Here is a 21,094-nt window from a genome sequence, read left to right on the forward strand (position 1 = left end):
GCGCCGCGTTCAGGAGGCGGTGCGCGGTCCGCCCTGCTCGGCGATGTGCAGGGCGTGCTTGAGGACCTCACAGGCCTGGATGTGGTTCCCGGACTCCTGGAGGAGATCGGCGAGCCGCCGGCACACCAGGATCGCCTCGGGCCCGTACAGCTTGTGCACCTGCTGGAAGGCGAGTTCCAGTACCTCGACGGCCTCCGCGACCTGTCCGGACTCGGCGAGCAGTTCGGAGAGTTCCAGCTGCACGGCGAGCAGGTCGCCCTGTCCGTGCGTGGTCTGTTCCTGGAGGGCGAGCCGCAGCACGGGCAGGGCGTCGCGGGAGTTGCCGGCGGCCCGCAGCGCCCGGGCCACGGCGAGGCCGGTGGCCACCATCGCTGCGCGTACGTCGGCGGCGAGGACCGGTCCCGCGGGAGTGCGCCGGCCGGCGCGGGCCTTGTTGCGGGCGAAGGGGAGCCGTCCCACGCCGTTCTCCTGCGAACGCTGCGGCAGGGGGCGGTTCTTGGCGCGCAGGCGTTCCTCCAGGACGCGGTAGAGGGTGTCCAGGTCGATGAGTTCGGGGCCGTCCTGGACGCCGCCGCGCAGGACGGTGAGGAGTTCGCCGGTGAACGCGGTGTAGCGCTCGCCGTCGGGCGCGAGGGCCAGCCGGTCGCGGGGCGAGGCGGTGAGCACGAAGGCGCCGTCGACGGCGGCCTGGGCGGCGAGCACGTCGCCGCCGACGAGGGTGCGGGCGGCGCGGCCGCTGAAGCAGCAGTCGAGGACGACGACCTTGCGGCGGGCGCGGGAGGCGCGCAGGGCGGACCGCAGGTGCTGGTAGGCGACGGCGGTGTAGCCGAGGTGGTCGCGGGAGTCGCCGAGCGCGAGGTACAGGTCCGCGGACTCGGAGTCGCGCATGCCGTGCCCGGCGTAGTACACGATCAGGGTGTCGGTGGCCTCGTCGCCGGCCTGGTGCACCGGGTCGAGCATGGCGAGGGGGCTCTGCGGATCGGTGACGACCGTGCAGTGCTGGACCGGGAGTCCCCAGACCGTGGCGTCGCACAGCTCCGCGGCGAGGTCGACCACGTTGGCCTCGACGGCGGGCAGTTGCGGCAGATGCCGGTAGGAGGCGGTCCCGATGAGGACGGCGCGGGAGCGGGCCGGGTCAGGAAGCGTCGAGGTCACTCTCGGCTTCCTCCCGGTCGAGGACCGCGACGATCCTGCGCAGCGTCTCCTCGTCGCGCGCCGCCTCCGCGGTGAGCAGCACCTCGACCTCGCCGCGGCGCAGGGTGACGGACGGCGCCCGGCGCCGCGAGGTCTGCCACTGCAGGACGGAGACGACCAGGGAGGCGGTGGACAGCCCGCTGCCGAGGGCGAGTTGGAGCACGTCGAAGCCGGTTCCCATATGGTGCGCGGGAGTCGGACCGCCGGTGACCCGGGCCCGTACGTCGAGCGTCTCGTCCGCGTGCAACCAGCGCAGCAGGGACCGGAGTTCGTCCTCGGCGCCGGGTGCTCCCCCGGCGCCCGGCGGCGGTTCGGCTCCCGCGGCCGCCGGGACCGCTGCGATCCCCGCGACGAAGTCAGTCATCGATCCCGTCCGTTCCTCGGCCGACACGTCTGTTCACGCGCGAGAACAGGTCCAGTGCCTGGTCTCCGGCGTCCAGCCTGGCCAGGCACACGGCCTGCCAGTACTGGCTGGTCAGGGTGGTGAGGTGGTCCGGGCCCAGGGACGACAGGCACACCGGCACGATCACCGACAACATCTGTGCGGCCTCGCGGAGTTCACCGCGCAGCACCAGGTTGACCGCCTCGCGCTGCCGGGACAGCGCGTTCTGCGGGGTCATGCTGCTGAGCACGAGCCGGCGGGTGGCGTCGCTCAGCGTGGGCGGCGCCAGCCTGCCGGCCATGCGGAACGACTCCCGCGGCCGGATCTCACCGTCGTCGTCCGCAGGACCCGCCGCGCCGGCGCCCCACGACGGGCCGGCCCGGTCCCAGTCGTACTCGGGCGCCTCGACCTGCGGCCGGAACACCTCTCCCTCGTGACCGGGGCCGGGTGAGCCCTCGGGCGGTGGCCCGCCCTGGGCGGCGACCGGTCCGGCGAGGCCCTCCAGCGCCTCCTCGCGGATGTGCCCGGCCAGCAGCCCGGCCAGCAGCGCGGTGCCTCCGTCCGCGAGGCCGCGCAGTTCGTGCCCGACCTCCTCGACCCGCTGCGGCCGGTCGGCCGGGTCCTGCCGGCAGAGCCGGTCGACGAGCCGGGTCAGCCCGTCCGGGTACGCCGGTTTCCGGCCGGCCAGCGGCGGGATCCCGTCGCCGAGGGCCTTCTCCACGATCGCTCCGACGTCCACGGTCTCGCCGAACGGCAGCTCGCCCGTGATCATCAGGTACATGCACGCGCCCAGCCCGTACAGGTCGGCGGCGGGTTCCGGCAGCACCCCGCGGATCGCCTCGGGCGCGATGAACTGGGGGGTGCCCATCAGCACACCGGTCCGGGTGATCACCGCCTCCCCGGCGAGACGGGCGAGCCCGAAGTCCTGGAGGACGACCCGCCCTGCCCGGTCGATCCCGACGTTCGAGGGCTTGACGTCGCGGTGCAGCACCCCCGCCTCGTGCGCGGCGGCGAGGGCGTCCGTGACGCCGAGGGCGACGGAGGCGACCGCGGCCGGCGGCAGGGGTCCCGCGGTCGCCACGAGGTCGGCGAGGCTCACACCGTCGAGCACCTGCATGACCAGGTAGGGGGTGCCGTCGTGCACCCCCGTGTCGTACAGCGTGACGACCGAGGGATGGTCGATCCTGGCCAGGGCGCGGGCCTCGCGCATGAAGCGCTCCAGCGCCTCGTTGTCGGCGGCCAGTCCCTCGACGGCGGTCAGCATCTTCACCGCGACGCGGCGGCCGAGCACCTCGTCGACCGCCTCGTACACCACACCCATGCCGCCCCGCCCGAGCAGTCCCACCGGGCGGTAGCGGCCGGCCACTAAGCCGACGTTCTCCATCTCGTCCCCCGTCGTGCGGTCAGGGCCTGCGCGCCGACGTCACCCGGTACACGTCGTACACGCCCTCCACGCCGCGTACGGCCTTCAGGACGTGGCCGAGGTGCTTGGGGTCGCCCATCTCGAAGGTGAAGCGCGAGGTGGCGACCCGGTCGCGGGAGGTCTGCACGGCCGCGGACAGGATGTTGACGTGCTGGTCCGACAGGACGCGCGTGACGTCCGACAGGAGCCGGGAGCGGTCCAGGGCCTCGACCTGTATGGCGACCAGGAAGACCGAGGACTGGGTGGGCGCCCACTCGACCTCCAGGATCCGCTCCGGTTCCCGGGACAGCGAGTCCACGTTGACGCAGTCGCTGCGGTGCACCGAGACACCGCTGCCGCGGGTGACGAAGCCGATGATCGGGTCGCCGGGCACGGGCGTACAGCAGCGGGCGAGCTTGACCCACACGTCGTCGACGCCCTTGACGACGACGCCGGGGTCGGCGTTCGAGCGCCGCTTGCGGCTGCGGCCGCGGGCGGGCGGGACGCTCTCGTCGATCTCCTCGGTGGCCGCCTCCTCGCCGCCGAGCGCCTGCACCAGCTTCTGCACGACGCTCTGCGCCGCGACGTGCCCCTCGCCGATCGCCGCGTACAGCGACGAGATGTCGGGGTAGCGCATCTCGTGCGCCAGCGTGACCAGGGAGTCGCCGGTAAGGATGCGCTGGATCGGCAGGTTCTGCTTGCGCATGGCCCGCGCGATGGCGTCCTTGCCCTGCTCGATCGCCTCGTCGCGGCGCTCCTTGGAGAACCAGGCCCTGATCTTGTTGCGGGCCCGCGGCGACTTGACGAAGCCGAGCCAGTCCCGGGAGGGACCCGCGCCGGCGGCCTTGGATGTGAAGACCTCGACCAGGTCGCCGTTGTCCAGGGTCGATTCGAGCGGGACGAGACGCCCGTTGACCCGGGCCCCTATGGTCCGGTGCCCGACCTCGGTGTGCACGGCGTAGGAGAAGTCGACCGGGGTGGCGCCCGCCGGGAGCGCTATCACGTCGCCCTTCGGCGTGAACACGAAGACCTCGTTGCGCGAGAGGTCGAAGCGCAGGGACTCCAGGAACTCGCCCGGGTCCTCGGTCTCCTTCTGCCAGTCCAGGAGCTGGCGCAGCCACGCCATGTCGTTCAGGTGGTCGTCCTTGCCGGTGGTCCTCGGCTGGTCCGAGCGGACCTTGGAGGTGCCGGCGACGGCCTCCTGCTTGTACTTCCAGTGCGCCGCGATGCCGTACTCGGCGCGGCGGTGCATGTCGAACGTGCGGATCTGCAGCTCGACCGGCTTGCCGTTGGGCCCGATGACCGTCGTGTGCAGCGACTGGTACATGTTGAACTTGGGCATCGCGATGTAGTCCTTGAACCGGCCGGGGACCGGGTTCCACCGCGCGTGCACCGTGCCGAGGGCCGCGTAGCAGTCGCGGACGGTGTCCACGAGGACGCGGATGCCCACCAGGTCGTAGATCTCCGCGAAGTCACGGCCGCGGACGATCATCTTCTGGTAGACGCTGTAGTAGTGCTTCGGGCGGCCGGTGACGGTCGCCTTGATGCGGGCCGCGCGCAGGTCGGACTGGACCTCGTCGGTCACTATGGCGAGGTACTCGTCGCGCTTGGGGGCGCGCTCGGCGACCAGGCGGACGATCTCGTCGTACATCTTCGGGTAGAGGATCGCGAAGGCGAGGTCCTCCAGTTCCCACTTGATGGTGTTCATGCCCAGCCGGTGGGCCAGCGGCGCGTAGATCTCCAGCGTCTCGCGCGCCTTCTTCTCCTGCTTCTCGCGCTTGAGGTAGCGCATGGTGCGCATGTTGTGCAGGCGGTCGGCGAGCTTGATGACCAGGACGCGGGGGTCCTTGGCCATGGCGACGACCATCTTGCGCACGGTCTCGGCCTGCGCGGCCTCGCCGAACTTGACCTTGTCGAGCTTGGTGACGCCGTCGACCAGCAGGGCGACCTGGTCGCCGAAGTCCTTGCGGAGCGTGTCGAGCCCGTACTCGGTGTCCTCGACCGTGTCGTGCAGCAGGCCGGCCATCAGGGTGGCCGGGTCCATGCCCAGTTCGGCGAGGATCGTGGTCACCGCGAGCGGGTGCGTGATGTACGGGTCGCCGCTCTTGCGCTTCTGGCCGCGGTGCCAGCGCTCGGCGACCTGGTAGGCGCGCTCGATCTGGCGGAGCGTGGACGTCTCGATCTTCGGGTCGTTGCCGCGCACTATCCGCAGCAGGGGCTCCAGGACCGGGTTGTACGGGTTGGAGCGCTGGACGCCGAGGCGGGCGAGCCGGGCGCGTACGCGGTTGGAGGAGCCGCCGCCGGTGCGGGCGGGCTGGCCGGCCGCCGGACGGACCACCGGGGTGTGCGGGGAGCGCTCGCCCTCGGACGGAGCCGGCTTGGGACGCGGCTGCTCGGCCGCCCTCTCCTCGGGCGCCGCCTGGGCGTGCTCGACCGGCCCGTGCGTGACGCTCTTCGCGGGCTTGTCCGCGGGGCCCGAGGTCGGTACGGGCTGGGCGGCTGGGGTTCCCCCCTGGCGGTCAGCACTGGGGGCGAGTGGCTGGGCCTCGTCTGGCAAGAGGACTCCTCGTGCGCTTTCCGGGTCCCCCGGTCAGGCTCCGGAGAACCCATGGTAGCGATCCCGGGCTTCGAACTCGCCTTCGGCCGGTGGGACGGCCTCTTACAGCGGAAACACCGAAGGCGGGCACCGGATTCCTCCGGGCCCGCCTCCATGGCGTCGAACGGGTGTCCAAGGCTGCCGCGCGGGCGCCGGAAGCGCCCGTGAGAAGCGGCTCAGACCTGGAGCAGCGCCTCCAGCGGTGCGCCCTGCAGGGCCTGCTCCAGACGGGCCCGGCCGCCCAGGAAGCCGAGCTCCATCAGGACCGCGACGCCCGCGACCTCGGCGCCCGCCCTGCGGATGAGCTGGAGCGAGGCCTCGGCGGTGCCGCCGGTGGCCAGGACGTCGTCGACGACCATCACGCGGTCGCCCGCGGTCAGGTCCTCGGCGTGCACCTCGATCTCGGCGGAGCCGTACTCCAGGTCGTACGTCTGGCTCAGCGTCGCTCCGGGGAGCTTGCCGGCCTTGCGTACGGGGATGAAGCCGACGCCGGCGCGGACGGCCGCCGGAGCGCCCAGGATGAAGCCCCGGGCCTCCAGGCCGACGATCTTCGTGGCGCCGTGGCGCACCGTGATCTCGGCCAGGGCGTCGGTCAGCGCGGTGAACGCCGCCGGGTCCGCGAGCAGGGGCGTGATGTCCTTGAACACCACACCCGGCTCCGGGTGGTCCGCGACGTCGCGGATGCGGCTGAGCAGTAGCTCCTCGATGCCGGTCATCGGCGCTTGCCCGACGGCCGGCCGCGGCCGCGGTTGCGGGACGCGGGCTGGTTGCGCGGGCCGACGACCGCGGGGGCGGCGTCCTGCGGCTCGTCGTCCTCGTCGTCCAGGCCGTCGGCGACGACCGGGGCGTCCAGCGACTCGCCCCGCGCGGCGGCCTGCGCCCGCTTGGCGAGGACCCGCTTCTTGAGGGCCTTCATCTGCGGCTCGCGCTCCTTGAGGTCGGCGACGAGCGGCGTGGCGATGAAGATCGACGAGTACGCACCGGCCGCGAGACCCACGAACAGCGACAGCGAGATGTCGTTGAGCATGCCGGCCCCGAGGACACCGCCACCGATGAACAGCAGGCCCGCGACGGGCAGCAGCGCGACCACCGTCGTGTTGATCGAACGGACCAGGGTGCTGTTGATCGAGCGGTCCGCGACCTCGCTGTAGGTCCAGCGGGTCTGCTTGGTGAGGTCCTTGGTCTGTTCCTTGAGGCTGTCGAACACCACGACCGTGTCGTAGAGCGAGTAACCGAGGATCGTGAGCAGGCCGATCACGGTTCCCGGGGTGACCTCGAAGCCGACCAGGGCGTAGATGCCGACCGTGATGGTGATGTCGTGGATCAGGGCGACGAGGGCCGCGAGGGCCATGCGCCACTCGAAGGCGATCGCCAGGTAGATCACCACCAGGACCATGAAGATCGCCAGACCCTGCCAGGCCTTGTTGGCGATCTGGTCGCCCCAGCTGGGACCGACCAGGTCGGCGTTGATCGACTCGGAGTCGACCTTCAGGTCCTTGGCCAGCTCGTCCTTGATCTGGTCGGACTTGCCGGTGTCGATCCCGGCGATCTGGATGCGCAGTCCGCCGTTGCCGAGCTTCTGGACGATCGCGTCGTGGCCGGAGGCCTCTTCCGCGTAGGTCTCGGCCTGGGACACCGAGACGCTGGTCCGCTCGGTGGTGAAGACGGCGCCGCCCTGGAACTCGATGCCCATGTTCAGGCCGCGCACCGTCAGGCCGAGGATGGCCGTGATGGTGATGAGGATCGAGACGCCGTACCAGATCTTGCGCTTGCCGACGAAGTCGTAGCCGATCTCGCCGCGGTGGAGCCGGGCGCCGAGGGTGCCGAGTTTCGACATCTCACGCCTCCTTCGTGTCGACGGGGGCGGACGCGCGACGGGTGCGGCGCAGCGGAGGCTGGGCGCCCAGTCGCTTCGGGTCGAGGCCCGACCAGCTGTGACCGCTTGCGAAGAACTTCTTGCGGGCGAGGATCGTCATCAGCGGCTTGGTGAACAGGAAGACCACGACGACGTCGAGCAGGGTGGTCAGACCGAGCGTGAACGCGAAGCCCTGGACCTTGCCGACGGTGACGATGAAGAGCACCGCGGCGGCGAGGAACGACACGAAGTCGGAGACCAGGATGGTGCGCCGGGCGCGCGGCCAGGCACGCTCGACGGCCGGGCGCAGCGTACGGCCCTCGCGGATCTCGTCCCGGATGCGTTCGAAGAACACGATGAACGAGTCCGCGGTGATTCCGATCGCGACGATGGCACCGCAGACGGCCGGCAGGTTCAGCGCGAAGCCGATGGCCGGACCGAGCAGAGCCATGATCACGTACGTCAGGACGGCCGAGACCAGCAGCGAGGCGACGGCGATGAGCGACAGGCCGCGGTAGTAGACCACCAGGTAGATGACGACCAGGGCCAGGCCGATCGCGCCGGCGATCAGACCGGCGTGCAGCTGCTCGCCACCGAGGGCGGCGGTCACCGTGGTGACGCTCGCCTCCTTGAAGGTGAGCGGCAGCGCGCCGTACTTCAGCATGTTCGCCAGGTCCTGCGCCTCGGTCTGGTCGAAGCTGCCGGAGATCTCCGCGCTGCCGCCGGTCAGCGCCTGGCTGACGGAGGGGTCGGAGACGACGTCGTTGTCCAGGACGATCGCGAACTGGTTCTGCGGGGGCTGGTTCTGCGAGAGCTTGCCGGTGATGTCGGCGAACTTCTTGGAGCCACCGGACGTGAAGTCCATGGTGACCTTCCAGCCGGCTCCGCTCTGGGTGTCGTAGACGGCCGCGGCCTTCTTGACGTCCGTGCCGGACACCTCGGCCGGGCCGAGCACGTACTTCTGCCACTGCCCGCCCGAGTTCTGGCCGCAGGCGATGGTGGAGTCGGAGGGCTTGGCGCCCGCGCCCGCCTTGGCGCGCTGCGCCGGCTTCGTGCAGTCGAGTGCGGCGTACTGGGCCTGGAGCTTGGCCGTCGCCGGGTCGGCGCTCGCCGAGGGAGAGGCGGCCGCCTTGGGCTTGTCCGAAGCGCTCGCCGACGGGCTGGCGGTGGCCTTCAGGGCGTCGGTGACCGCACGGCCCTGCGAGGTGGCGGAGGCCGAGGGAGTCGCCGAGCCGGACGGGGTCGCCTTCTCGGAGGCCTTGTCCGTCGCCTTGTCCGTCGCCTTGTCCGAGGGAGCCTTGGAGGAGCTGCCGCTCGGCGAGGGGCTGGCCGACGCGTCACCGCCGGAGACCTCGGTCACCAGCACCGGCCGGAAGTACAGCTTGGCGGTGGTGCCGACCTGCTCCCGGGCCTGCTTGGAGTTCGTGCCCTTGGGGATGTTGACGATGATGTTCTTGTCGCCCTGCGTCTGCACCTCCGCCTCGGAGACACCAAGACCGTTGACGCGGCGGTTCATGATGTCGACCGCGGTGTCCATGTTGGTCTTGTTGATCGCGTTGGGCTGGCCGGGCTCGTTCTTCGCCTCGAGCGTGATGCTCGTGCCGCCGGCGAGGTCGATGCCGAGACGCGGGGTGGAATGCCCGGAGAGGAACATCCCCCCGGTGAGCGCCACGATGGCGATCAGGATGAGGGCCAGCGAGCGCCCCGGCCTGCTCTGGGCGCTCGCGCTCCGGCCCTTCTTCGGTGCTGCCACCTTCTCGTACTCCCTCTCGGGCCACCCGACGCCGGGTGAGCGCCGGGGCGGCCATGACATGGTGTCGGGATTCCGTGCGGAACCGCACGTCCCGGGGGAACGCCGGGCGCGAGCAAATCGCGCCGCGCTCCCGGGTCGTGCCTACTTCGCGTCGGACTCGCCGTCGGTCTTCTTCGGCTCGGCCGCGTCGGCCGCGGTGGGCTCGCCGGCCGTGGTGTCCTGCGCGTCCGCGTCCTTCTTGCCGAGGTCGACGATCTTGTCGTCGTCGGCGTCGGCGGACTCGTCGGTCCCGGTGAGGGAGGAGGCGTCGTCCGGCACGACCGCCGCGTCGTCGTCCTTCAGGTCGGGGTCGATGCCGTGGACGATGCGGTTGTACTCGTCGTCGGACAGGACGGCACCGATCGAGTTCTTCGCGAAGATCAGGTGGACGCCGGGGGCGGCGTCGAGGAGGACCGTCTCCTCACTGACCTCCTTCACCGTCGCGTACATGCCCCCGATCGTGCGGACGCCGGTGCCGGGCTGCATCTCGTTGCGCATCTGCGCGGCCGCCTGCTGCTTGCGCTTGGCCGAGCGGGTCATCAGGAACATGGCCCCGATGAGCACGATGAACGGGAGAAGGGTCAAGGTATTCACGGGACGGAGTTTCCTTCGCACGACCGCGCGGGGGGCGGCCTGGTGGATGGGGGTGGTCGGCGCCGTCCTGCAAGGGCGGCATCGGCGGAGTCTAAGCGAGTCCGCACTCATGGAACAACGCTCAGCATGACACCGGGGTTCCTGGGCAGGGAGAGTCCCGCGCCGTCACGCCCCGAACAGGTCCTGTTGTCCGGTTCCCCCCGGTGCCTGGCGGGGCGGGGTGAGTCCGAGATGCGCCCAGGCGGCCGGGGTCGCGACCCGGCCGCGGGGGGTGCGGGCCAGCAGCCCCTCGCGCACCAGGAAGGGTTCGGCCACCTCCTCGACGGTCTCGCGCTCCTCCCCCACGGCGACCGCGAGGGTGGACAGGCCGACGGGACCTCCCCCGAAGAGCTTCAGCAGCGCCTCCAGGACGCCCCGGTCGAGCCGGTCCAGGCCGCGGGCGTCGACCTCGTACACCGCGAGGGCCGCCGCCGCGATGTCCCTGGTGACGATCCCGTCGGCCTTGACCTGCGCGTAGTCGCGTACGCGGCGCAGCAGCCGGTTGGCGATGCGGGGCGTGCCCCGGGAGCGGCCGGCGATCTCGGCGGCGCCCGCGGTGTCGATCTCGACGTCGAGGAGGTGGGCGGAGCGGTGGATGACGCGCTCCAGCTCGGCGGGCTCGTAGAACTCCATGTGCGCGGTGAAGCCGAACCGGTCGCGCAGCGGGGGCGGCAGCAGGCCCGCGCGTGTGGTGGCGCCGACCAGGGTGAACGGCGGCAGTTCGAGCGGGATCGCGGTGGCTCCGGGGCCCTTGCCGACGATGACGTCGACCCGGAAGTCCTCCATCGCCATGTAGAGCATCTCCTCGGCGGGCCGCGACATGCGGTGGATCTCGTCGAGGAAGAGGACCTCGCCCTCCTGGAGGGAGGACAGGATCGCCGCGAGGTCGCCGGCGTGCTGGATCGCCGGGCCGCTGGTGATGCGGATCGGGGCGCCCATCTCGGCGGCGATGATCATGGAGAGCGTGGTCTTGCCGAGCCCCGGGGCGCCGGACAGGAGCACGTGGTCGGCGGTGGCGCCGCGCGCGCGGGCGGCGCGCAGGACGAGGTCGAGCTGCTCGCGGACCTTCTCCTGGCCGATGAACTCGCCCAGGTCCTTGGGACGCAGGGCCGCCTCGACGGCCTGGTCCTCGCGGTCGGCTGACGCGCCGACGAGCCGCTCGTCGGCGCTCTCGTCGGTCGTGTCGTCCCAGTTCATTGCTTGTGCCTCGCGGTCGCGGTGGGGTTCGGGCGGAGGGGCGGGGGGGGCGCCGGAAGGCGGTCAGCGGGTCCGGTTGAGGGTCTGCAGGGCCGCCTTCAGCAGCTGGCCCACCTGGGGGCTGCCGCCGGCGGCCTCGGCCTGGGGCTCGACGGCGGAGACCGCCTCGTCGGCCTCGCGGGTCGCGTAGCCGAGGCCGATCAGCGCGGCGTGCAGCTGGTCGCGCCAGCCTGCGGTGACGGACCTGCCGATCGCCGGGCCGCCGGCGCCGAGGGGCTCGCCGAGCCGGCCCTTGAGCTCCAGCAGGAGCTTCTGGGCGCCCTTCTTGCCGATGCCGGGGACGGCGGTGAGCGCCTTCTCGTCACCGGTGGCGACCGCCCTGCGCAGGGCGTCGGGGCTGTGCACGGCGAGCATGGCCTGCGCCAGCCGCGGTCCTACGCCGCTCGCGGTCTGGAGCAGCTCGAAGACCTGCCGCTCGTCGTCGTCGGCGAACCCGTAGAGGGTCAGGGAGTCCTCACGGACGACGAGGGAGGTGGCGAGCTTGGCGTCCTGCCCCATGCGCAGCCCGGAGAGGGTGTTCGGCGCGCACTGGACGGCGATGCCGATGCCGCCCACCTCCAGCACCGCGGAGTCGGGGGCGAGGGCGGCGACCGGGCCGCTGACGAAGGCGATCATGCGGTACGCCCTTTCGATGCGTGCAGGGCGACGGCCTGCTGGAGTCTGTTCTGAGCGGGTGCGCGCCAGATGTGGCAGATGGCGAGGGCGAGGGCGTCCGCGGCGTCGGCGGGCTTGGGCGGGGCGTCGAGCCGCAGCAGGCGCGTGACCATCGCTCCGACCTGTGCCTTGTCCGCGCGTCCGCTGCCGGTGACGGCGGCCTTGACCTCGCTGGGGGTGTGCAGGGCGACGGGGATGCCGCGGCGGGCGGCGCAGAGCATCGCGACGGCGCTGGCCTGGGCGGTGCCCATGACCGTGCTCACGTTGTGCTGGCTGAACACCCGCTCCACGGCGACGAATTCGGGCCGGTACTCGTCGAGCCACCGCTCGATGCCCTGCTCCACGGCGACGAGGCGCAGGCCCAACTCGGCGTCGGCCGGGGTCCGTACGACTCCGACACCGCACATGGTCAGGGGCCGGCCGGCGAGACCTTCGACCACCCCGACACCGCACCGGGTCAAACCCGGGTCAACACCCAGTACCCGCACCCCGAACCCCTCCGTCGACCGCCTGTTCGTGCAGGTTATCGGGTACCGCCGACAAAGCCGCGGGCCGACGGGGTGTGTGTCCCCGCCGGCCCGTGCTGTGGTCGGCCGCTCAGGCGTCGACCTTGGCCATCACGTCGTCGCTCACGTCGAAGTTGGCGAAGACGTTCTGCACGTCGTCGCTGTCCTCCAGCGCGTCGATCAGCTTGAAGATCTTGCGGGCGCCCTCCTCGTCCAGTTCGACCTGCATGGTCGGGACGAAGTTGGCCTCGGCGGAGTCGTAGTCGATGCCCGCCTCCTGGAGGGCGGTGCGGACCGCGACCAGGTCGGTGGCCTCGGAGAGGACCTCGAAGGACTCACCGAGGTCGTTGACCTCCTCGGCGCCCGCGTCGAGCACCGCGCCCAGGACGTCGTCCTCGGACAGCTCGCCCTTGGGGACGATGACGACGCCCTTGCGGTTGAACAGGTACGACACGGAACCCGGGTCGGCCATGTTGCCGCCGTTGCGCGTCATGGCGACACGCACGTCGGAGGCGGCGCGGTTGCGGTTGTCGGTGAGGCACTCGATGAGCACCGCGACACCGTTCGGGCCGTAGCCCTCGTACATGATCGTCTCGTAGTCGGCGCCACCGGCTTCGAGACCGGCGCCGCGCTTGACCGCGGAGTCGATGTTCTTGTTCGGGACCGAGCTCTTCTTGGCCTTCTGGATGGCGTCGAAGAGCGTCGGGTTACCGGCCGGGTCGGCGCCGCCCGTGCGGGCCGCGACCTCGATGTTCTTGATCATCTTCGCGAAGAGCTTGCCGCGCTTGGCGTCGATCACGGCCTTCTTGTGCTTCGTCGTAGCCCATTTAGAGTGGCCGGACATCTGCCTGTCTCCTTCGCGTAACCCAACTCTTTACGAACGCCAGAGATCCTACAAGGACTCGGGTGTCCGGTTCGCGCGCACCATGTCGACGAACAGTCCGTGCACGCGGTGGTCGCCGGTCAGCTCGGGGTGGAACGACGTGGCGAGCGCGTTGCCCTGGCGGACGGCGACGATGTGGCCCTCGTGCTCGGCGAGCACCTCGGCCGCGGCGCCGACGGACTCGACCCAGGGGGCGCGGATGAAGACGCCCTCCACGGGAGCGCCCTCGACGCCCGTCACGGCGACGGCGGCCTCGAAGGACTCGTTCTGCCGCCCGAAGGCGTTGCGGCGCACGATCATGTCGATGCCGCCGACGGTCTCCTGGCCCGAGCGCGGGTCCAGGATCTTGTCGGCGAGCATGATCATGCCCGCGCAGGTGCCGTAGACGGGCATGCCGTCACGCACGCGCGCGCGGAGGGGCTCCATCAGGCCGAAGAGCACGGCCAGCTTGGAGATGGTGGTGGACTCGCCGCCGGGGATGACGAGACCGTCGACCTCGGCGAGTTCCTCGGGGCGCCTCACCTGCCTGGCCACGGCGTCCGCCGCGGCCAGGGCGATCAGGTGCTCCCGTACGTCGCCCTGGAGGGCCAGGACGCCTATGACAGGTGCTTCGGTCATGAGTGGTTACCAGCCGCGGTTGGCGTAGCGCTCGGCCTCGGGGAGGGTGTCGCAGTTGATGCCGACCATGGCCTCGCCCAGGTTGCGGGACGCGTCCGCGATGATCTTCGGGTCGTCGTAGAAGGTGGTCGCCTTCACGATGGCGGCGGCGCGCTTGGCCGGGTCGCCCGACTTGAAGATGCCGGAGCCGACGAAGACGCCCTCGGCACCGAGCTGGCGCATCAGCGCGGCGTCGGCCGGGGTGGCCACGCCACCGGCGGAGAACAGCACCACGGGGAGCTTGCCGAGCTCGGCGACCTCCTTGACGATCTCGTACGGGGCGCGCAGCTCCTTGGCGGCGGCGTACAGCTCGTTGTTGTCGAAGCCGCGCAGCTTGGCGATCTCGTTCTTGATCTGGCGCAGGTGGCGGACGGCCTCGACGACGTTGCCGGTGCCGGCCTCGCCCTTGGAGCGGATCATGGCCGCGCCCTCGGCGATGCGGCGCAGGGCCTCGCCCAGGTTGGTGGCGCCGCAGACGAAGGGGGTCGTGAACGCCCACTTGTCGGAGTGGTTGACCTCGTCGGCCGGGGTGAGGACCTCGGACTCGTCGATGTAGTCGACGCCGAGGGACTGCAGGACCTGGGCCTCGACGAAGTGGCCGATGCGGGACTTGGCCATGACCGGGATGGAGACCGCGTCGATGATCTCCTCGATCATGGTCGGGTCCGACATGCGGGCCACGCCGCCGTCCTTGCGGATGTCGGCCGGGACCCGCTCCAGCGCCATGACGGCGACGGCTCCCGCGTCCTCGGCGATCTTCGCCTGCTCGGCGTTGACGACGTCCATGATCACGCCGCCCTTGAGCTGCTCGGCCATGCCGCGCTTGACGCGCGCGGTGCCGGTCGCGGGGCTGTCGGAGGACTGGGCGGAGTTGGAGAGCGTGCTGGACACGGGTTGACCTCACTCGGTGGAAAAGAGGGCTGCTGCAGCACCGAGGAAACGCCTGTGGACCAGGCCACAGCAAGGGCCAATAGCCAGCCGGTGGCTCATTTTCCGTTCAGCTCCCGGAAAAGCCCAGGCCACAGCGCTGTCACCGGTTCGGGGTGGGGCCGGCCGCTTCGGCGGACCCGGAGAAGGGGCCACCTCGCCGACCACGAGCCGTGCCCGCGGTGCGGCTACGACGTGGGCCGGTCCGCCAGCGCCACCGGCGGCTCGTCGTCCATCTCGAAGGCGAGCGGGAACGGGGCGTGTCCCGCGAGCCGGAACCAGCGCACCTTGCGGTGCCGGCGCAGCGCGCGGGCCGCCCGCACGGCGTCGTTGTGGAAGCGGCGGGCCATCGGCACCCTGCGCACCGCCTGCGCGAGTTCGTTCGCGGCCTCCTCGCCACCCGGCGCCGCCCGGACGGCCTCGACCTGCGCCGTCTCCCCGAACACGGCCCGCAACGCCTGGCTCAGCTCGCTCTCGGCGACCTCCCGCTGGTCCTCCTCGGCCTGCCGGGCGGCGTGGGCCGCCTCGTAGAGCACGATCGAGGCGGCCGGGTCCAGCACTCCGGAGGTGGCCAGCTCCTGGGCGACCGAGGCGCGGCGCAGGAGCTGGGCGTCCAGGGCGGCGCGCGCGGCGTCGATCCGGGCGTGCAGCCGGTCCAGGCGTCCCGCGGTCCAGCTCAGGTACAGGCCGATGGCTACGAGGCCGACGAGGATCCAGATGAGGGTTGCGGTCACGGGCCGCAAGGCTACCGGTGCGTTGCGCAGGGCTTCGCGCGGCTCCCGGGTACGCCGGCGAACGCCCTGCTCGTCCGCCCGCCGGAGCCCGATCGCCGCTCTCGTCGCGAGGCCCGGACTCCCCCGGCCGGGACGGGCCCGCAGGGGGCGACAGGGCTGGGCGGCACGGGCCCGAGCGGCGGCCGTCCGTCGCCGGGGCGCTCCCGACGCACGCCTGTGGAGTACGTCGGCGAAGGCGCCGGCGTCCGCGACGAAACGGCCGGAAGACGTCCCCGCGCCCCGTGCCTCACGCGCTCCGGACGGCCCGAGGGTCCGGCACACCCCAGGGGCTCCGAGGGCTGCGGACGTGCGCCGCGCAGCGCCCCCGCTCAGTCCCGGGCGAGTCCGAAGCGGGCCATCAGGCCGGTCCGCTCGTCGGCCGCGACCGCCGCCGCCCCGTCCGTCACCGTCTCGTACACGGAGAGGATGTCCGCGCCGACCGTCGACCAGTCGAAGCGCCGCACGTGGGCGCTGCCGCGCTCGCGCAGCTCGGTGCGGCGCGCCTCGTCGCCGAGGAGCCGCACGGCCGCGTCGGCCAGCGCGTCCGCGTCCTCGTTGGCGAACAGCTCCCCCGCCGCCCCCTGGTCGAGGACCTGGGCGAACGCGTCGAGGTCGGAGGCGAGCACCGGGGCGCCCGCCGACATGGCCTCCACGAGGATGATCCCGAAGCTCTCGCCGCCGGTGTTGGGCGCGACGTACACGTCGACACTGCGCAGGAAGCGCGCCTTGTCCTTGTCGCTGACCATGCCGAGGAACTCCACCCGGGAGCGCATCTCGGCCGGCAGGTCCTCCACGGCCTCCTTCTCGTCACCGCGTCCGGCGACCAGGAGCCGGGTCCGGGGCCGCTCGGCGAGGATCTTCGGCAGCGCCCTCATCAGCACGGGCAGGCCCTTGCGGGGCTCGTCGATGCGCCCGATGAAACCGAGGGTCTCGCCCTGCCAGTCGGGGTTGGGCTTGGCGCGCGCGAAGAAGTCGACGTCGACGCCGTTCGGGATGACGACGGCGTCGCCCCCGAGGTGCTCGACGAGGGTGCGGCGCGCGTACTCGCTCACGGCGATGCGCGCGCTGATCTTCTCCAGGGCGGGCTGGAGGATCGGGTACGCGGCGATCATCGCCCGGGAGCGCGGGTTCGAGGTGTGGAAGGTGGCGACGATGGGTCCCTGGGCCGCCCAGCACGTCAGCAGGCCCAGCGACGGCGAGGTCGGCTCGTGGATGTGGATCACGTCGAACATGCCGTCGTGCAGCCAGCGCCGCACCCGGGCGGCGCTCAGGAAGCCGAAGTTGAGGCGCGCGACGGAGCCGTTGTACGGCACCGGGACCGCGCGGCCCGCCGAGACGACGTAGGGCGGCAGGGGCGTCTCGTCGTCGGCGGGGGCCAGCACGGACACCTCGTGCCCGAGACGGATGAGGTGCTCGGCCAGGTCGCGGATGTGGAACTGCACGCCGCCCGGGACGTCCCAGGAGTACGGGCAGACGATGCCGATCCTCACGGGCGCTCCCCGGCGTCGGACGGCTCGGGGCGGGGCTCCAGGTCGGCGAGCCACAGGCGCTGCAGCATGTGCCAGTCCTCCGGGTGTTCGGCGATACCGGTGGCGAAGGCGTCGGCCAGCGCCTGTGTCATCACAGACGTCTTCTCGGCGCGGGTGCCTGACCCGGGGACCGCGACGGGCGGATGGACGCGGCCCTTCATCACGGGCGAGTCGTCGAACCAGAGCGTCACCGGCATGAGCTGGGCGCCGGTCTGCTGGGCGAGCAGGGCGGGTCCGGCGGGCATCCGGGCGGGCTCCCCGAAGAAGTCGACCTCGACGCCGGACGCGGACAGGTCGCGGTCGGCGACCAGGCAGACCAGTCCGCCCTCGCGCAGCCGCCGGGCCAGCGTGCCGAACGCCGAGCCGCCGCTGTGCGGCAGGACCTCCATGCCCAGGCCCTCGCGGTAGGCGACGAAGCGGTCGTAGAGCGACTCGGGCTTGAGCCGCTCGGCGACCGTGGTGAAGGGGATCCCCAGCTTGGTGGTGACCCAGGCGCCCGCGAGGTCCCAGTTGCCCAGGTGCGGCAGCGCCAGCACGACGCCCTTGCCGGCGGCGAGCCCGTCGGTGAGGTGGTGCAGGTCCTTCGGGTCGAAGCCGGTGCGCACGCGCTCCTCGCTCCAGGCGGGCAGCCGGAAGGACTCCATCCAGTAGCGCAGGTAGGAGCGCATGCCCGCCCTGGACAGCTCGGCGAGCCGCTCCGGGGTCGCGTCGGGCACCACGCGCGCGTAGTTGCTCTCCAGACGCTGGACGCCCTTGCCGCGCCGCTTCCAGGCGAGGTCGGCGACAGTGCGGCCGAGCCGTACCGCGACGGGCTCCGGGAGCTTCTTGACGGTGCTCCAGCCGAGTGCGTACGTCCCGTCCGTCAGCCGGTCCCGCAGACCGCTCACGAGGCCGCCTCGCTGCCCTGGGTGGCGGCGTCGGCCTCGGCGGCCTCACGGCGCACGGTGACCACCCGCTGGATCAGCGTGACGAGGCTCCCGACCGCGACGATCCACAGCGCGACGGGCAGCAGCCACTGGATGCCGGGGACCCCGAACTTGTGCAGGCCCGCGAACCCGGCTGCGACCAGCGAGATCACCAGCCGCTCGGCGCGCTCGACCAGGCCGTTGACCGCGACGGGCAGGCCGATCGACTCGCCGCGCGCCTTGGTGTACGACACGACCTGGCCGCTGGCCAGGCAGAAGATGGAGACCGCGCACAGCCCGATGTCGTCGCCGCCGCCCGCGTACCAGAGGGCGAAGCCGCCGAAGATCGCGCCGTCGGCGACCCGGTCCAGGGTCGAGTCGAGGAACGCGCCCCAGCGGCTGGAGCGGCCGAGCTGGCGCGCCATGTTGCCGTCGACCAGGTCCGAGAACACGAACAGCGTGATCACGACCGTGCCCCAGAAGAACTCGCCGATGGGGTAGAAGACCAGCGCACCCGCCATGACTCCGGCCGTGCCGAGGAGCGTCACGGTGTCGGGGCTCACCCCCCGCCGGATGAGAAACGCGGCGAACGGTGTGAGGACACGCGTGAAGAATGCACGCGCGTACTTGTTCAGCATGGCCTTCCCGAGGGTCGGTGTCGCCGCGCGGCCCCTGCTGGCCACCGGCTGGCCCATCGTAGCCACGCGCGCGCCTGTGCGACGGCCGGGCACCCGCGCCCCGTGTCACGGCGGACGCCACCGGGGTCACGGCGCGATCGCGTCCGTCGTATGGACGCACCGTGACGGGAGTGGAAAGCTCGAAGGACCGCGGGCGTCGCCGGAGCCGCCACCGCACGCGGACCGGCATGTCCGCGCCCACAGTGACCTCACCGTGCACGGGAGGCAAGGCCATGGGCGACAAGGCGAACGCACACCCCGGAGCCGCCGGCAGGGCTACGGCGGCCGACCACCCCGCGTCCGTACGGAATGTGGTGCTGGTCGGCCACAGCGGATCCGGCAAGACGACGCTGGTGGAGGCTCTCGCGCTGACCGCGGGAGCGGTGAACAGGGCGGGCCGCGTGGAGGACGGCGGCACCGTCTCCGACTACGACGAGATCGAGCACCGGCAGCAGCGTTCGGTGCAGCTCTCACTGGTCCCCGTCGACTGGGGCGGGTACAAGATCAACATTCTGGACACCCCGGGATACGCGGATTTCGTCGGGGAGCTGAGGGCCGGTCTGCGCGCTGCGGACGCGGCCCTCTTCGTCGTCTCGGCCTCGGACGGGGTGGACGGCTCGACCCGGATGGTGTGGGACGAGTGCGCGGCGGTCGGCATGCCGCGGGCCATCGTGGTCACGCACCTGGAGGCGGCCCGCGCCGACTTCGAGGAGATGACCCGCATCTGCGCGGACGCGTTCGGCGCCGACGATCCCGACGCCGTACTGCCGCTGTACCTGCCGCTGCACGGCGCGCCCGGGCCCGACGGGCACGCCCCGGTGACCGGGCTGATCGGGCTGCTCTCGCAGCGCCTCTTCGACTACTCCTCCGGTGAGCGCAAGGAGTCCGAACCGGGTCCCGAGCAGCTGCCGCTCATCGAGGAGGCCCGCAACCGGCTGATCGAGGGGATCATCGCGGAGAGCGAGGACGAGACCCTCATGGACCGCTATCTCGGCGGCGAGGAGATCGACCTGAAGACGCTCGTGCAGGACCTGGAGCGGGCCGTGGCGCGCGGGACCTTCTTCCCCGTGCTGGCCGCCGCCCCCGCCGCCGAGGGCGCCCGCCAGGGCCTCGGCACGGTCGAGCTGTTCGAGCTGATCACCGGCGGCTTCCCGACCCCCCTGGAGCGACCGGCGCCCGAGGTCACCACCCCGGACGGCCGGGCCCGCGAGGTCACGGCGTGCGATCCGGACGGGCCGCTGGTCGCCGAGGTGGTCAAGACCGCCAGTGACCCCTACGTCGGCCGCGTCTCGCTCGTGCGGGTCTTCTCCGGCACGCTGCGCCCGGACGCGACGGTGCACGTCTCCGGGCACGGTCTCGCCGACCGCGGCCACGAGGACCACGACGTCGACGAGCGCGTCGGCGCCCTGTCCGCACCCTTCGGCAAACAGCAGCGGGTGCTCACGCACTGCATCGCGGGCGATCTGGCGTGCGTGGCGAAGCTGAACCGCGCGGAGACCGGGGACACGCTTTCGGCCAAGAACGATCCGCTGCTGATGGCGCCGTGGCAGATGCCCGACCCGCTGCTGCCGCTGGCCATCGAGGCGCACAGCAAGGCCGACGAGGACAAGCTCTCGCAGGGACTGGCACGGCTGGTGGCCGAGGACCCGACGATGCGTCTGGAGCAGAACCAGAACACGCATCAGGTGGTCCTGTGGTGCCTCGGCGAGGCGCACGCCGACGTCGCCCTGGAACGGCTGCGGAACAGGTACGGCGTCCGCGTCGACGTCGTCCCGCACAAGGTGTCGCTGCGGGAGACCTTCGCGGCCGCCGCCACGGGCCGCGGCCGGCATGTGAAACAGTCCGGCGGCCACGGGCAGTTCGCGGTCTGCGAGATCGAGGTGGAACCGCTGCCGAACGGCTCCGGGATCGAGTTCGTGGACAAGGTCGTCGGCGGCGCCGTGCCGCGGCAGTTCATCCCGTCCGTGGAGAAGGGCGTACGCGCCCAGGCCGCGAGGGGGGTGGCCGCCGGCCATCCGCTCATCGACGTACGGGTCACGCTGCTCGACGGCAAGGCGCACTCGGTGGACTCCTCCGACGCCGCGTTCCAGACCGCCGGGGCGCTCGCCCTGCGCGAGGCCGCCGCGGACGCGGTGATCCATCTGCTGGAGCCGGTGGCCGAGGTGACGGTCCTGGTGGGCGACGAGTACGTGGGCGCCGTGATGAGCGACCTGTCCGGACGGCGCGGCCGGGTCGTCGGGACCGAACAGGCGGGCGGCGGACGCACCGTCGTACGGGCCGAGGTGCCGGAGATCGAGATCGGCCGGTACGCGGTCGACCTGCGCTCGCTCTCGCACGGCACCGCCCGCTTCGGCCGCCACTACGCGCGGCACGAACCGATGCCGACGCAGATCGCCGAGCGGATCCGCGAACAGGCCCGGGCCGCCTGACAGTTCGGGCGGGGCAGCACGTCGGCGGGCGGCTTCGGCCGTC

At 71.9% G+C, this 21,094-nt stretch carries 19 protein-coding genes; 1 reads left to right on the top strand and 18 read right to left on the bottom strand.

Annotation, left to right across the window (positions count from 1 at the left end; all coding sequences use genetic code 11):
- Window positions 1-9: 9 nt before the first annotated feature.
- The 18 genes from ACFYQQ_RS37020 to pgsA form a co-directional block, all read right to left on the bottom strand.
- Window positions 10-1,155: a caspase family protein gene (locus ACFYQQ_RS37020; RefSeq protein WP_388906915.1), complete on the bottom strand. Its 1,146-nt coding sequence runs from the start codon at window positions 1,153-1,155 to the stop codon at window positions 10-12.
- Window positions 1,136-1,558, bottom strand: a complete 423-nt coding sequence (locus ACFYQQ_RS37025; RefSeq protein WP_355785033.1) for a hypothetical protein — start codon at window positions 1,556-1,558, stop codon at window positions 1,136-1,138. Before ACFYQQ_RS37025 ends, ACFYQQ_RS37020 begins: the two co-directional genes overlap by 20 nt.
- Window positions 1,551-2,960, bottom strand: coding sequence for a serine/threonine-protein kinase (locus ACFYQQ_RS37030; RefSeq protein WP_355785036.1), 1,410 nt, complete (start codon window positions 2,958-2,960; stop codon window positions 1,551-1,553). Before ACFYQQ_RS37030 ends, ACFYQQ_RS37025 begins: the two co-directional genes overlap by 8 nt.
- 19 nt (window positions 2,961-2,979) lie before the next feature.
- Window positions 2,980-5,535 carry a RelA/SpoT family protein gene (locus tag ACFYQQ_RS37035; protein WP_355785039.1) on the bottom strand — a complete coding sequence of 852 codons (2,556 nt, stop codon included), beginning with the start codon at window positions 5,533-5,535 and terminating at the stop codon, window positions 2,980-2,982.
- A gap of 215 nt (window positions 5,536-5,750) precedes the next feature.
- Window positions 5,751-6,290, bottom strand: a complete 540-nt coding sequence (locus tag ACFYQQ_RS37040) for an adenine phosphoribosyltransferase (RefSeq protein ID WP_356166566.1) — start codon at window positions 6,288-6,290, stop codon at window positions 5,751-5,753.
- A complete protein-coding gene (gene secF / locus ACFYQQ_RS37045; protein WP_356166569.1) occupies window positions 6,287-7,411 on the bottom strand; it encodes a protein translocase subunit SecF in 1,125 nt (374 codons plus the stop codon). The genes ACFYQQ_RS37040 and secF overlap by 4 nt, the downstream gene beginning before the upstream one ends.
- Window position 7,412: 1 nt before the next feature.
- Window positions 7,413-9,182, bottom strand: coding sequence for a protein translocase subunit SecD (secD, locus tag ACFYQQ_RS37050; RefSeq protein ID WP_388906920.1), 1,770 nt, complete (start codon window positions 9,180-9,182; stop codon window positions 7,413-7,415).
- Window positions 9,183-9,323: 141 nt separating this feature from the next.
- Window positions 9,324-9,815 (bottom strand): preprotein translocase subunit YajC, encoded by a 492-nt coding sequence (gene yajC / locus ACFYQQ_RS37055; protein WP_355786099.1) that lies wholly within the window; start codon window positions 9,813-9,815, stop codon window positions 9,324-9,326.
- Between the two features lie 165 nt (window positions 9,816-9,980).
- Entirely contained in the window at window positions 9,981-11,051 is a 1,071-nt protein-coding gene (gene ruvB, locus ACFYQQ_RS37060) for a Holliday junction branch migration DNA helicase RuvB (RefSeq protein WP_356166577.1), read from the bottom strand.
- A gap of 63 nt (window positions 11,052-11,114) precedes the next feature.
- Window positions 11,115-11,726, bottom strand: coding sequence for a Holliday junction branch migration protein RuvA (gene ruvA / locus ACFYQQ_RS37065; protein WP_355789872.1), 612 nt, complete (start codon window positions 11,724-11,726; stop codon window positions 11,115-11,117).
- Window positions 11,723-12,253 (bottom strand): crossover junction endodeoxyribonuclease RuvC, encoded by a 531-nt coding sequence (ruvC, locus tag ACFYQQ_RS37070; protein ID WP_355789875.1) that lies wholly within the window; start codon window positions 12,251-12,253, stop codon window positions 11,723-11,725. Before ruvC ends, ruvA begins: the two co-directional genes overlap by 4 nt.
- A 109-nt stretch (window positions 12,254-12,362) precedes the next feature.
- Window positions 12,363-13,115, bottom strand: coding sequence for a YebC/PmpR family DNA-binding transcriptional regulator (locus ACFYQQ_RS37075; protein ID WP_355789878.1), 753 nt, complete (start codon window positions 13,113-13,115; stop codon window positions 12,363-12,365).
- A 48-nt stretch (window positions 13,116-13,163) separates the two neighbouring features.
- Window positions 13,164-13,772, bottom strand: a complete 609-nt coding sequence (gene pdxT, locus ACFYQQ_RS37080) for a pyridoxal 5'-phosphate synthase glutaminase subunit PdxT (protein WP_355789881.1) — start codon at window positions 13,770-13,772, stop codon at window positions 13,164-13,166.
- A 6-nt stretch (window positions 13,773-13,778) separates the two neighbouring features.
- On the bottom strand, window positions 13,779-14,702 hold the full coding sequence (gene pdxS, locus ACFYQQ_RS37085) for a pyridoxal 5'-phosphate synthase lyase subunit PdxS (RefSeq protein WP_355789884.1): 924 nt from the start codon (window positions 14,700-14,702) through the stop codon (window positions 13,779-13,781).
- Window positions 14,703-14,926: 224 nt separating this feature from the next.
- Window positions 14,927-15,472, bottom strand: coding sequence for a hypothetical protein (locus ACFYQQ_RS37090; RefSeq protein WP_356166586.1), 546 nt, complete (start codon window positions 15,470-15,472; stop codon window positions 14,927-14,929).
- A 368-nt stretch (window positions 15,473-15,840) separates the two neighbouring features.
- A complete protein-coding gene (locus tag ACFYQQ_RS37095) occupies window positions 15,841-17,001 on the bottom strand; it encodes a glycosyltransferase family 4 protein (RefSeq protein WP_355794017.1) in 1,161 nt (386 codons plus the stop codon).
- Window positions 16,998-17,927: a phosphatidylinositol mannoside acyltransferase gene (locus ACFYQQ_RS37100; protein ID WP_388906928.1), complete on the bottom strand. Its 930-nt coding sequence runs from the start codon at window positions 17,925-17,927 to the stop codon at window positions 16,998-17,000. The genes ACFYQQ_RS37095 and ACFYQQ_RS37100 overlap by 4 nt, the downstream gene beginning before the upstream one ends.
- A complete protein-coding gene (pgsA, locus tag ACFYQQ_RS37105; protein ID WP_355791168.1) occupies window positions 17,924-18,640 on the bottom strand; it encodes a phosphatidylinositol phosphate synthase in 717 nt (238 codons plus the stop codon). The genes ACFYQQ_RS37100 and pgsA overlap by 4 nt, the downstream gene beginning before the upstream one ends.
- A 215-nt stretch (window positions 18,641-18,855) precedes the next feature.
- Here pgsA and ACFYQQ_RS37110 point away from each other — a divergent pair, with 215 nt between their 5' ends.
- Window positions 18,856-21,051, top strand: coding sequence for an elongation factor G-like protein EF-G2 (locus ACFYQQ_RS37110; RefSeq protein WP_355791171.1), 2,196 nt, complete (start codon window positions 18,856-18,858; stop codon window positions 21,049-21,051).
- Window positions 21,052-21,094: the final 43 nt, after the last annotated feature.

The sequence above is a fragment of the Streptomyces sp. NPDC005496 genome (genome assembly GCF_042872045.1).
GTDB lineage: Bacteria > Actinomycetota > Actinomycetes > Streptomycetales > Streptomycetaceae > Streptomyces.

Excerpts from the sequence above, each read along its gene's own strand:
- ACFYQQ_RS37025 (WP_355785033.1), bottom strand. The coding sequence starts at position 1,558 with ATGACTGACTTCGTCGCGGGGATCGCAGCGGTCCCGGCGGCCGCGGGA.
- ACFYQQ_RS37030 (WP_355785036.1), bottom strand. The coding sequence starts at position 2,960 with ATGGAGAACGTCGGCTTAGTGGCCGGCCGCTACCGCCCGGTGGGACTG.
- ACFYQQ_RS37040 (WP_356166566.1), bottom strand. The coding sequence starts at position 6,290 with ATGACCGGCATCGAGGAGCTACTGCTCAGCCGCATCCGCGACGTCGCG.
- secF (WP_356166569.1), bottom strand. The coding sequence starts at position 7,411 with ATGTCGAAACTCGGCACCCTCGGCGCCCGGCTCCACCGCGGCGAGATC.
- ruvB (WP_356166577.1), bottom strand. The coding sequence starts at position 11,051 with ATGAACTGGGACGACACGACCGACGAGAGCGCCGACGAGCGGCTCGTC.
- ruvA (WP_355789872.1), bottom strand. The coding sequence starts at position 11,726 with ATGATCGCCTTCGTCAGCGGCCCGGTCGCCGCCCTCGCCCCCGACTCC.
- ACFYQQ_RS37075 (WP_355789878.1), bottom strand. The coding sequence starts at position 13,115 with ATGTCCGGCCACTCTAAATGGGCTACGACGAAGCACAAGAAGGCCGTG.
- pdxT (WP_355789881.1), bottom strand. The coding sequence starts at position 13,772 with ATGACCGAAGCACCTGTCATAGGCGTCCTGGCCCTCCAGGGCGACGTA.
- pgsA (WP_355791168.1), bottom strand. The coding sequence starts at position 18,640 with ATGGGCCAGCCGGTGGCCAGCAGGGGCCGCGCGGCGACACCGACCCTC.
- ACFYQQ_RS37110 (WP_355791171.1), top strand. The coding sequence starts at position 18,856 with ATGGGCGACAAGGCGAACGCACACCCCGGAGCCGCCGGCAGGGCTACG.